We start from the raw sequence: 11,680 nt of genomic DNA on the forward strand, positions 1-11,680 counted from the left end.
CATGCTTTCCCTTGAAAGCCGAAACGGTGAAGACCCGAGAACCATCGGCCAATTGTTCTACATCTGTTGTGATGAGCTCAAGGACATTAGCCTGGCAGACGCGCTCCAGAAACTCCTCACTCTGTTAGAGCAGTTCCTAGGCGAGCGGCTGCAACTGGCTGAGCAGGAGATCCGCAGGTTGATTGACTACTTAATCGGCAATTTACCCTCGTTTTTCAAGGAACGACTGGCTATTTGTTGCTGCGAAAGTTGAGTTATTATCAATAGCAAAATCGAACGGTACGATACGCCTGAAAGAAATGCCGCGGTATACTTAATTAACCAAATGGTTGCAGATGGAAGAAAGAATGATTTAGTGCTTTTTGATAGGGGGTATCCATCAGCAGCTTTAATTTCATTTTTATACGGCAGAGGAGTAGATTTCTTAATACGTTTACAGAAGAACCACTTTAGCAAAATAATCGATCCCAATAAAGAAGATCAAATCCCTTGCAAGGGTGGCTATTCTCCCCGAGCTTGCTAGTAGCTCATAATCACAAATCAGAACCCGACGCTATTGCGTCACCTGTATAATTGCCAAGCGTTCCCTGAGTTCCACACCATTCACATGTATAGATTCCGTTCTTTGTGATGGTGCAACCTAAATGGCCGCACGTACCACAGAGGGTAAAGCCTGTTTTGCCACAGTATGGACATCCGGGATAATCAGCAGCATATTGAATGTTTCCTTTTATAAAGGCTTTGTCGTACCCCTCGTGCTTTGCATTCTTTTCCTTAATTGAAAAAGACCAGGTTATGAGCCAGTTATCAGGCTGAGCTTTTCCACTCTCATACCATAAGTTTTATGCGTTTCAGCACACTTAGCCAATACTACAACAGCTTCCCTTTGTTCCTTCATCAATTCCATCCTCCGTTTCATCTGACAAATCATATGAAGATGCATCTTCCGGTTCGAGTTTGTCACCATCAAATTGCATCAATTCCGAGTTGGAATCATCCGCAAAGTAAGCCATCAAAAGCGTAATATCATCGCCACAACCTTGCTCACTGGTTTCGTCTAACCAGTCCTTAAGATTGTTGCATACTTCTTTAACGCCGTACTGCTTAATCATTTCAAAGTAATCTGTACAGGTTTTTTTGAATTCCTCTTCGTTACGATAACTATTGGAAAAGCCATCGGTAGAAAGCATGAATAATAAGTTTTCTTGGATAAAGCTTTCCCGCCTGTAAAGGACGGTAATCGCGTTTTCCCAAGCGTCTATTTTGCTTAATGAATGTGTCTCGGTTCCAAGTATCTTATCCGAAATTAGGAATTGTTTAACACCTGCATTATCAACACATGTAATATCCCCATCGCCTATTTGAAAAGCAAAAACAAACAGAGGAGTAATCATAAGCCCGAGTAATGTGGTGCCGTATAACTTATATATTTCTCGCTCGTTTATTTCACCGTTTTCAAGCTTTGGGATATCACGTTTGTACTTTTTATGAATAGCCAATACGCGTCTTTTCCATTCGGCATGGATTTGTTGCGCTATTTTGGTATCTCCATCTCTCTTGAGAAAAGTCAAAAGCGCTTCCAGATTGTCGTGATAGCCTCCATAAAGATTTTCCATCTCTTTACAGAAAACATTAACAGCTATATTTGACCCGGTTTTGCTATAAAGACAAGTTTTACTTCCGTGCCCGTCAGCAACAGACAAAACTGCTGCATCACCGTCCATTTCAATCTTCTTGTAACTATCCTGACATTCTGTCTCTGTGCGCTTATGGGAGGCACCTTGCACATTTCTACCGAAAATTATAGGTTTCATTATGCAATCATCCTCTCTAGTAAAACAGCATCACCAAACGTCGTCAGCGTTAATATCTCTATGGTCAGGTATGTTATTCATATCCAACACTAACGGAGCATTGGTATCTGTTGAATCGGCTGCTGTATCAAGGTCCTTTGCTCGACTTGCCGGAGCAGATACAAGGGATGCTGCTGTTGATGCCCATTTAATCATTTTTACGAGTGCCTGCGGATTATTGGCCTGAAGAACAAGCTCACGATTTCCGGTGAACTCCTGCAAAACATCACCATCAGCATCTTGACCAATGGATATAGCTATCCTAACAGCCTTCTTGCCCCAAGGAAGATGTAACAATTTGTCAAGCGACTTTTTATAATCGTCGGTCGGCTGACCATCGGAAAGGAGCACAATAACCGGAGGCAAAGCACGGTCTGTCATCGGCGGGATGGTAAGTTGTGCTGCCAAAAGTTCAAATGCCTTTCCAAGGTCGGTCACTCCGCCTGCATCCAGGTCATCCCATGCAAAGTCCTCAATATTGACCGGATTTGATGTGACCCATGATGCCCCAGTAGAAAACTTAAGGGTTCTTAGCATTAATTGCGCATTTGGGTTATCATTTGCGGCATCAACCATTTCCGGAATTGTTGACTGAATCGCGTGATTAACCGCGCCAATTTTCTCTCCATACATGGAGCCGGAGCAGTCTACAACCCAAAAGAAATGCAACGGTCTGCTTGCGAGTTCTCCACCCGGACGCTTTATTTTCTCTGCCATTTTAAATTCCCCCCTAAAACTTTAGTGATATTTTTATGAGCAATTACATAGGTAACGCCCACATGGATACTTATTTAAATTCTCCGACACACTGACCGAAATCGATCTTCACATCCTTAGCTATTGCGGCGCTACGACCGTTTGCAATTGCTATTTGCTGACCGTCCGGTTTTATGTATGTCCAATTGTTACAGCTCTCATTTTTGATTCCCCACAATGAAGGATTCTTGGGATTTTGCACAACAGCACCGATTACGGTATCCATATCATAATCGCCATTAATGTGATGAGCATAAAGCTTAGAATCCTTTTGCAGAACGACTCTGGACTTGCCTATCACAATGGTAGCTGGCATTTGAACAATATTCTGGCATGACCAGCAAGTATGCCCTACACCCATTTCAACTTTCTTTACGTCATAAAACACTTCTGCACCACATTTGGAGCAAGTTACGATTCCGGTCATCATGTTAGCAAAAGTATCAAGCCATTTCTTTTCTGTAACACGTTTGTTAGGCTTAGATAAGCCCTCTGTGAACGACTGAGTAAACAAATCTCTCAGCTCCTGTGGATACAAATCCCAATAGATTAATGGATTATCCTGATATCCCTTGACTGGACGATTCGTTTTATTGACAGGGTCGAATATAAAAACAGTGTCTGTTCCGTATAGCTTGTTCATGGCATGGATGTCCATGCACTTGATATCAGCTTCCTTTTTTCCTTCAAGAGGGTGGCCCATCATAAACATGTAGAACAGCAACACAGCAAGAGAAAACATATCGGTATTTCTTGATGGTTTAGCCTTTCCGACGACAATCTCCGGAGCCATGAATCGAGGAGTTCCATAAACAGAGCTGTCATCCACGCCGTTTGCAGACACATTATCATTATCACAAATCAGAACATCACCGCTATCTGGGTCAAAGAACATATTTCCAAAGGAGATGTCTCTGTAACTGTATCCAATAGTATGAAGTTTCTGATATCTGTTTGTAAGATAATAAGCAGCCTTACAAAGGGCATAGAATGAAGGCTCAGCCCGACGCTTCATCATATCGACGATGCTTCTGTAGTTTTTGGGTCTCAGCGGCATGATATACCCAAATGATTCACCATAGGATTTGAATATGATATCCTGCGGCCACAGAAACGATGTATCTGGAGACCCTTTCGTAACCAGATTATCAAGGATTGCCTTCTGTTCTTTTGTGGCCATATGTTTAAAATACCACTTCAATGCATAGTGCTTTCCATCGCTTTCGACATCGTAAACTTCCCCTTGGCCACCGGCACCAAGCATAGAATTAACTTTATATTCTATGGAGCTTTCCGATGTTAATACAGTACCGGCCTTTAATTGTCCTTCCATATCGCATTCCTCACTTTACTTGCTGAAAAACAGCATTTATAACGTTCCCGTCAGGAACGAATATTTTATAATTACCCTGACTAAATTGCAGTTCAATACAATTGCTATAAGGCGTTATCGCGATTAAAGCGTCAAGTGGCTTGTCAAAGCCTTCTGCTTCACCGACAAAAACCAAACGTCTATTGGTAATATAGAGAATTCCTTTGATCTGCTCATACTGAACGTTATCCACGACATCCGTGTTGCCTCCGCCAATATGCACTCTGGTTCCCTTAAGGAGTCCAGGCCGCCGCCGCGACGTTGATAGCGTTTATTAACAACCTTCTTCTCGTATATTGCTTTTTCTATGTAGTGGCAGTGTTCGCCGTTTTTAAGGAAGATTTTATTTGTATTTAATATCGGCAGTCTGCCCTTCAAAATTTCCTGCTTTGCCACATCAGGCAAAATTACTTGAATAATTGGGATAGTTTGCCTCCTGAACAAATCTAATAGCCCCATACTATCACCTCTTTACTCGTTGCATCACCGGATTAGCAACGATAAAACTGCAATAATCGCCGCGATACCTACACCACCCATAAGCAGATACAATTTCGTTTCTATGGATTTTTTCATATCCTGACAGGTTTTGAACAACTGGTCGAAGTTTGTATTCTCCAATCGTTGCAAAAACTCCTGGTATTTTGTGTTAAGAGTTCGGTTCATCTCTTCAATAGCAGACTGAGCAGCTTCAAGTTGCTTTATATTGCTTTGCTGAGAAGCCGTAAGTTTCTGTACTGCGGAATCAATGGCAGATTCATCTGCGCTTTTTAGTTCTGCAATAAATCTCTCAGTATCTGTGTTCAGTTTAGAGATTTTAAGTGATAGCTGTTCGACCGCAGCTTTAAGGGTAGCTTCGTTGTTCGCTTTTATCTCTGTAACAGCAGTTTTTGTTTCCTGAAGGACACCGTTAATATCATACGAGAGAGCACCGCGCAACGTTTCAGACTTATTGCTCACTTCCTCAATAACCCTGTAATTGTTTGTCTTCATTTCCGCGACAGCGTCCTGCGTTCCCTGAAGGACGCTTTTAACATCAGCAGCGAGCGCTTCACGCAATGCTTCGGACTTACTGGCTACAGAGTCAGAAAGGCTGACGTTACTCTTCATAACACTCGCCGTAGCATCTTGTGTGCTCCGCGTTACCATTTGAACTTCCGAAGAAACCCCTGCCCGAAGAGTTTCAGACTCATCTGTAACAGCCTTCACATGTCCCTTAATTTCCTCAATAAGGGATGCTGATGCCTGCTCATATCCACGCTGCTGATTCTTTACTGCTAAAGTAAGCGCCTCTATACCCGCCAGCAGTTGATTTGACGCCAGGATGTTTTCCTGGAATTTCTGCACTTGTTTCTCAAGTTGCTCAATACTATCAAACATAGGGCTTCCTCCTACTTTTATCGAATATATCATTCAATGCTTTAGAAATAAATCCATAATAGACCATGTCCTTAGGTTCATTTGAATAAACTGTGTCTAAGAACTTACCTAATCCGCCAGAAAAAGTACTCGCATCGGAATCGATGTAATTTGTTATTGCCAGCCGTCCTTTTGTAGAGCACTGTGCGTAGATTTTAGGCAAGTAATCAATAATGTATTGATGTTCCCTATCATTTATATACCGTTCGATTCGCTCAAGTCTGCTTTGCTCAAACAGCCCGTTATATTTTAAGCTGGCGGCAAATATCAGAAAATCGAGCTTATACGAGTATCGATTGCTGTTTATACGCTCGATATTTGCCAAAGTTGATGATGAAATGCTGGAAAGAATCTTGTTTCCAATTTTCTTAATTCCCATCTCATTGTATAAGGCCTCGTCACTTTTCAGTTTTATGAACGGTAAAGAGAAATAATCCTTTATAGATGAAGTTACCTCCTCACTGTTCTGGCTGCTGTTCGTGACAAATTCATATAAGTCCAGAAATTGCTCATTGTGATGATACAGGTATTTGGCGTAATACCAATCAACATAAATTCGGATTATCTCTTCGGGCGAAGTTGCTCTGTCAGTTTTGGCGATGCTTTCGCGGTTATTTCCCAGCTCTTCAAAGTAGTCACGAGTACGGGTTCTTATACGCTTAAACATCTTTTTGGGGTCTTTTTTTATATGATTTCGTGTCAATGGAATTAACATCAATCATTATGTCGATTCCGGTATCGTCTTTGCTTTTAGAATAGGCATACCAGTTGTTGATATAGCCCACCACGTACAACATATATAACTTTTGCTTCGCATCCGCTAATTCATCCGGTTGATATGTCTCAACGTACAGGGCTCGATCTCTCCTGTTAAAATCATCATATACAGACATCAGTTGCTGATACAAAACGTCACTTGTGGGACAGTTATTAGTAAGCTTCCTGTAAGCATCTGCGTAATCGTTGTTCAGACCCTCAAGCAGGGAGGGAATTTCATTGATAGGGGTATCCCTTTTCAGCAATCTCTCCGGAGCATTGGCCGCAGATAAATAGATAATGTATGAATGAACTTGCTCATTTGCGCGTCCCGCACGGCCAACCTCTTGAATATATTCACTTTTTGAAAGCGGAAGCCCGAAGTGTATGATGTTTCTTATATTCGGGAGGTTTATACCAATACCTAGTTCCTCGCTTGCTACCAGAACTTTGCATTTTTGATCTGCGAAATGATGATACGCTTCCGGATTGTCCCGTGAGAATATATCCGCTTCATAGCCAACAACATCGGCAACTTTGCGGGAAAAGTCATCGTTTTTAGTAAATATGATTGTACGTTCGTTTCTGGTCATGAGGGTTTCGCTGATTTGTCCTAACAGAGCATACATTTCGTTTTGGGTTTTTACGCAATGAAACTCATACGAAATATTGTTCTTTTCAAAAGCTATAGGAGATATGATATTTTCCTGTGGAATACCAAGCTGTTTTTGAACATCCTCAACAACAGTGTAATTTGCTGTTGCTGTGAACCCAAGAAAAGTAATCTGATCAAGGAATTTGTTCAAAAACTTTGACAACATCAAATATTCTGGTCTAAAATCATGTCCCCAGTTTGAAAGGCAATGGATTTCATCCAAAACCACAAAGGAAAGCAATGGGCCGGATGAGAGCTCATATTCTCTTACCATAGATTCATATCGTTCGATGCTTCCCTTGTTAATATACCGGAATGCTACAAGGAGATTTCTGTTTTGCAGCGTAGTAGGCGTAATGTAATTGAAACTATTGAACATCTCATAGCATGAAAAGCTGTTCTCTCCAGTTAACTGCAGGTGTGCAACGTTATCAATTCTATGAAAAGCTTGCAGATTCCGTATTTGGTCCTGAATCAAAATATCCGTAGGTGATATAATGAAAATCGGCAGCGGCTGAAGAATTGAAATAAAATAGTAAATCAATGACTTGCCGCTTCCTGTAGGCATTATGCATACAGAGTGCTTTTTAGCTGATATCATTTTGCAGAGTGCTTCAAACTGTCCTTCCTTAAAGGAATCAAACGGAGATATTTCCGTCAGAATGTACTCAAGGTCAGCGAGGTTGTCCTTCGTGAGCTTATAATTGATTTTACGGCCATACCAGATTTCTCTCGCATTGGAAATAAACTCATCATTGTTGCATGCATATATTCCGTCCCGGCCATCAAGATAAACCGGTATTCCTTTTGCATTTAAGCGGGCAGACAGCTTAACGGGCTCTTTACCCATAAGTCTGCTGAATAAAGCTTCATATGTGTCTATTATCCGGATAGCTGTCTTGAGATTATCAGCTTCGCCGTGATATGCCAATTCAAGAACACCGTTCTTACAGTAGTTATTTTTTATAAGTTGCAGCAGAATAATGGCTGTGCGAAAGACTGAACGGTAATCTATTTCATAAAGCCTTTCGTCCTTCTTTAAAAATCGCGGAATATCATCGTCATTCATCTGAGAATTACGAATCATGTAATTATATACCAAGGCATAAGCATTTGCGTTTGCGTGCTCACAGATGAGCGCTTTCTTAATGCCGTAAATGAAAAAACCATTGTCCGAATTACCAATTCCGCACGAAATATAGATTCTATTTTTATCAAGCCTTATTGTCGGATTAACAAAATAATCTTCAACATCGCTCCTGTCGAACATCTCATTATCCACTTCTGCAGTAAAATCAAACTGAGGAGCAACGGGAACGACTTCCAACTCAGAAGATGCGGTTTCTTCCTGAATTTCTGCTTCTATCGCATCCAACGCGGAAGCAATAGCGCTGTCAAATGAACTGTTCCATGTGTCAACCGCCCACTTTGCGCGGTCATCCACCATAGCGTGATTCTGGATCAGAATCTTGGCATATCGAGATTTTTCAACAGCAGTAAGAGGTGAACAAGATCGAAGACTGTCTACGATTCCCTCATCGTAAGCAGTAAGCATCAAATTCACCTTTGCCATATCGTTATAAAAGACATCACACAGAATAGCTCTTATGCCTTTACGACCCAGAAGAATCTTGGGATTCTGCGCAAATATTCGTTTCAATTCCGTTGTGCTCATTCTGGTTCACCCTATCTTGTAATTGCCGTGGCGTACCTAAGTGTCAATTTGGCCCGTCGGGGTCATATTTAGCGCTTTTCCCTAAATTGCATCTGTCACACAGAGTTCGCAGGTTGCTAAGCTAAGAACCTGATTGGCAACGATGTTCAATATTAGGGTAGCTTTCCTAGAGCCGGGAGGACCTTGAGCAGCAACAATCTTATTGTTAACACTGTTATAGATAACTTGAGCCTGTAAATCAGTTGGTGGATATTCACCAAGTGCCCATAAAATAATTCTTTTTCTTTTAAGTTTTTATCTGATATGTACGCAGTAAGCAGATTTCGCTTATAGTATAAATCAGCTGTCTTTTTATTAATTATATAATTCAGATCCCGGCGGCTAAAAAGGTAAATTGAGTGTAGACCCCATTTAAAAATACAATCCCGTACAGAACTTCTAGATAATTTGTTTTTTCGACATACATCCAAGTAAATCCTGCTATATATACACCATACCGCCATTACAAGAATCTGCCTGACTTTACATGAAAAACCTCACCTTACATCGAATATTATGAAAATAACTATAATTCTGTAACAATGGAATCTACATAAAAAAGTTTGTCTCTACTCCTGTATGCCTGAATAACCTGCAACGGGAAGGGCTTACCCAAGGGGTATATCTAACAGGAGATGTTATGCTGCGTAATGGTACAATTATTAGGGAGGTAATAGAATGCCCCGCAAAGACTATATGACGATCAAGGCACACGAAACAGTTCAACAAATGTTTAACGAGTTTGTGAGCAGTAAAAAGATTACAAAAACTGTTGCTTTAAACGATATGTTGGAAATGTACATGTTGGCTAAAGACGAGGATTTATACTTAAAGCTAAAGCGTAAATATCTTAATGTAAGTGTATAAATGTGTACAGAGGAAGTCAAAAGCACGTACTGGACTGGACAGCCACATTTTGTTGATGAATTTATGAAATTACTAGCATCAGATCCTCAAGTCAAGGTGCCTGTACAGGCGACCTGGAATTAGAGGTCCCATGCTCACAAAAATGGCGGTCCAACACCAGGGGTTTTTATTATCCCTTTTGGGTACTCAAGCCAGGCCAATCTAGCCGGCAACCGCACCGGATAAAAAGGTTCAATTCCTGAAATGGTTATCCCGTCCAACAGCAAGTGAGACAATGACCCAAGAAAAATAATCAGTCCCAGTACTAAGGGTGTTGGCCAGGAAACCCCTGCCTGAAGAACTGTATGGGTTATTCCTCTATGACCTGCAATCGCATTTACTGCGAGAGATAATGATTTCCTTTTCCTACCCAAAGTGCTCCTAGGATGATCTATATCAGGCAAAAGCCCCGCAAACATACCTAGAAAGAACCCTTCAAGCGGTGATCCTGTTAACTGGCCTATAACTGCTCCAATAAAGGCTCCCGCAGCAGCATGAGTTTTGCCGGTCAAACTGTTTTCACTCCTTTCGCTCTGTTATAAATACGGCGTGAGAAGCTGCAGCAACATCTCCGGCCTGCATTTTCGACTTAATTATCACCAGCAACCTGGAATTCTCCCGCTGGAGTATGCTCTTCCCGATTCGATGCTGACGGCAGTATTAATTGACGGTTAACTCGCCACGCCCCACACCCTCAACATGAACGATAACAAAAACTAAACCCCACACTGCTTGCAAGGAATGTTATATTAACGCTTACATTACCCCTACAGCACTTCGCAGTAAGTACATGGGTAACTCTAACAGCATAAAGACTCTATTGTCCCATTAGCTGGTATTCAACATAATGCGGGTGGTAAACGGTACCTTTGCGCCTAAAAGCAATAAAGCAAGCCTAACCCCGATTAGAGGATGGTCTCTATTAAATAAAGTGGTTGGCGCTGCATAGGTAAGGGAGAAGCAAAGGAAGCAAAGGAAGCAAAAAGAACGTCCCTTTGCTTCCTTTGCTTCCTTTAAAACAGTATATGAAGTTTCCTTGCAAGGAATTAGCGAATCGGAATTCCAGGTTTTTGACAGGCTGCTTGAAAAAGTATATGAAAATTTGAACTCACGGGAGTCAGAGAGATGATTGAATTTCTACAAGGATTTGGGATATTATGCGGATACTTTTTTGTATGCGCGTCGGTAGCACTGCTGTTACGGCGTTTTGCCCGTATTCCCTCGGAAGTATTTCGTAAAATCTTACACATTATATTGCTGTGTTCATTGTTTGTATGGATCTATGCCTTCCAGACATGGTGGATTGCATCACTGGCGGCTCTGATTTTTATTGCAATCGTATTTCCGTTACTATCTTTGGCAGAGAAGCTGGACTGTTATTCCGAACTGCTCACCGAACGAAGAAACGGAGAGATTAAGCACAGCCTTATTCTTGTATTCAGCATGTTTGCAATTCTAAACAGTATTTGCTGGGGATGGTTGGGTGAAAGATGGCTTGTTCTTGCATGCATATGCGCCTGGGGTTTTGGCGATGCGCGGCTGCCGCTTTGAATCGGGAAAAAATACGGGAGACACTATCTTGAAGGCAAGCTCATAGAAGGGCGTAAAAGCGTCGAAGGAACACTTGCGATGTTTACGGTGTCCTTAATTTCGGTTCTCATCGTTCTGTTAATCAACGGAAATGTCGCGTGGTATACCAGCTTAACGATAGCTGTGCTGACAGCAGCTGCCAGTTCCATTGTTGAGCTTTATACCCGCAAAGGCATGGATACGATTACCTGTCCGTTTGCTGCTGCGGCCGTGCTTTTGCCGCTTGTGCATCTATGGGGTGCGTAGCCATGAAAAACAAATCAGGCGAACGGACGCTTCTTGCATCTGTTGTTCTCAGCTCGCCCGGACCCATTGTCGTTGGAATCGGTCTTTTTTTGGGTAAGTCATCCACCCAGCTTGCGGATTTTATTCGCCGATCGGCGGAACTTATCGCAATAATTGTATCCTGGGCGATATACCGTGTGACACATAAGGGTACGGAGTTCGATGATAATCACAGGCTTCACCTTGAGCGTGTTGCCAATCATTGCGTCGGCGCCGCTATGTGTCTGAGCGGCATGGCGATGCTATTGGTGGCGTTCTTATATCCCGCCGAAGAGAAGGGCAATGTAATACCAGGCCTTATAATAGCCATTTTGGGGCTTGTAACAAATTCATGGTTCTGGATACGCTACCGAAGGCTAAACAAAGCAAACCCC

14 protein-coding genes and 1 pseudogene are annotated in these 11,680 nt (G+C 42.0%); 6 read left to right on the top strand and 9 right to left on the bottom strand.

The features are described from left to right. Together SSCH_RS18755 and SSCH_RS21615 are read left to right on the top strand one after the other, a co-directional pair. Positions 1 to 253, top strand: a pseudogene (locus tag SSCH_RS18755) (IS4 family transposase); the annotation flags it as partial. 18 nt (positions 254 to 271) lie between these two features. Beyond that, positions 272 to 523 (top strand): transposase, encoded by a 252-nt coding sequence (locus SSCH_RS21615; RefSeq protein ID WP_408645683.1) that lies wholly within the window; start codon positions 272 to 274, stop codon positions 521 to 523. Positions 524 to 533: 10 nt separating this feature from the next. Here SSCH_RS21615 and SSCH_RS21620 read toward each other — a convergent pair whose 3' ends face one another. The 8 genes from SSCH_RS21620 to SSCH_RS03055 all read right to left on the bottom strand — a co-directional run bounded on the left by SSCH_RS21620 (position 534) and on the right by SSCH_RS03055 (position 8,486). Continuing rightward, positions 534 to 797, bottom strand: coding sequence for a TerY-C metal binding domain-containing protein (locus SSCH_RS21620; RefSeq protein WP_156972059.1), 264 nt, complete (start codon positions 795 to 797; stop codon positions 534 to 536). Between the two features lie 63 nt (positions 798 to 860). Next, positions 861 to 1,814 carry a PP2C family serine/threonine-protein phosphatase gene (locus SSCH_RS03025; RefSeq protein ID WP_044664185.1) on the bottom strand — a complete coding sequence of 318 codons (954 nt, stop codon included), beginning with the start codon at positions 1,812 to 1,814 and terminating at the stop codon, positions 861 to 863. A gap of 30 nt (positions 1,815 to 1,844) precedes the next feature. Beyond that, positions 1,845 to 2,570, bottom strand: coding sequence for a vWA domain-containing protein (locus tag SSCH_RS03030; RefSeq protein ID WP_044664186.1), 726 nt, complete (start codon positions 2,568 to 2,570; stop codon positions 1,845 to 1,847). Positions 2,571 to 2,640: 70 nt separating this feature from the next. Continuing rightward, positions 2,641 to 3,942 (bottom strand): protein kinase domain-containing protein, encoded by a 1,302-nt coding sequence (locus SSCH_RS03035; RefSeq protein WP_044664187.1) that lies wholly within the window; start codon positions 3,940 to 3,942, stop codon positions 2,641 to 2,643. 123 nt (positions 3,943 to 4,065) lie between these two features. After that, positions 4,066 to 4,440 carry a hypothetical protein gene (locus SSCH_RS03040; RefSeq protein ID WP_044664188.1) on the bottom strand — a complete coding sequence of 125 codons (375 nt, stop codon included), beginning with the start codon at positions 4,438 to 4,440 and terminating at the stop codon, positions 4,066 to 4,068. A gap of 24 nt (positions 4,441 to 4,464) precedes the next feature. Further along, on the bottom strand, positions 4,465 to 5,361 hold the full coding sequence (locus tag SSCH_RS03045) for a coiled-coil domain-containing protein (protein ID WP_044664189.1): 897 nt from the start codon (positions 5,359 to 5,361) through the stop codon (positions 4,465 to 4,467). Continuing rightward, positions 5,354 to 6,067: a hypothetical protein gene (locus tag SSCH_RS03050; protein ID WP_044664190.1), complete on the bottom strand. Its 714-nt coding sequence runs from the start codon at positions 6,065 to 6,067 to the stop codon at positions 5,354 to 5,356. Before SSCH_RS03050 ends, SSCH_RS03045 begins: the two co-directional genes overlap by 8 nt. Then, complete coding sequence (locus SSCH_RS03055; RefSeq protein WP_044664191.1) at positions 6,060 to 8,486, bottom strand: DEAD/DEAH box helicase; 2,427 nt, start codon at positions 8,484 to 8,486, stop codon at positions 6,060 to 6,062. The genes SSCH_RS03050 and SSCH_RS03055 overlap by 8 nt, the downstream gene beginning before the upstream one ends. Before the next feature lie 717 nt (positions 8,487 to 9,203). On the opposite strand from SSCH_RS03055, the gene SSCH_RS03060 reads away from it, so the two are divergent. Continuing rightward, positions 9,204 to 9,392, top strand: coding sequence for a hypothetical protein (locus SSCH_RS03060; RefSeq protein ID WP_044664192.1), 189 nt, complete (start codon positions 9,204 to 9,206; stop codon positions 9,390 to 9,392). Positions 9,393 to 9,526: 134 nt separating this feature from the next. On the opposite strand, the gene SSCH_RS03065 is transcribed toward SSCH_RS03060, so the two are convergent. Next, on the bottom strand, positions 9,527 to 9,943 hold the full coding sequence (locus SSCH_RS03065; RefSeq protein ID WP_052835233.1) for a metal-dependent hydrolase: 417 nt from the start codon (positions 9,941 to 9,943) through the stop codon (positions 9,527 to 9,529). 613 nt (positions 9,944 to 10,556) lie between these two features. On the opposite strand from SSCH_RS03065, the gene SSCH_RS18760 reads away from it, so the two are divergent. The 3 genes from SSCH_RS18760 to SSCH_RS03075 all read left to right on the top strand — a co-directional run. Beyond that, complete coding sequence (locus SSCH_RS18760) at positions 10,557 to 10,982, top strand: hypothetical protein (protein ID WP_198142125.1); 426 nt, start codon at positions 10,557 to 10,559, stop codon at positions 10,980 to 10,982. 78 nt (positions 10,983 to 11,060) lie between these two features. After that, entirely contained in the window at positions 11,061 to 11,267 is a 207-nt protein-coding gene (locus tag SSCH_RS18765; RefSeq protein ID WP_198142126.1) for a hypothetical protein, read from the top strand. 2 nt (positions 11,268 to 11,269) lie between these two features. Next, positions 11,270 to 11,680, top strand: a 411-nt coding sequence (locus tag SSCH_RS03075; RefSeq protein ID WP_044664193.1) for a cation efflux transmembrane domain-containing protein, incomplete at its 3' end; no start/stop codon positions are given.

The sequence above is a fragment of the Syntrophaceticus schinkii genome (assembly GCF_000946815.1).
Lineage (GTDB): Bacteria > Bacillota > DSM-12270 > Thermacetogeniales > Thermacetogeniaceae > Syntrophaceticus > Syntrophaceticus schinkii.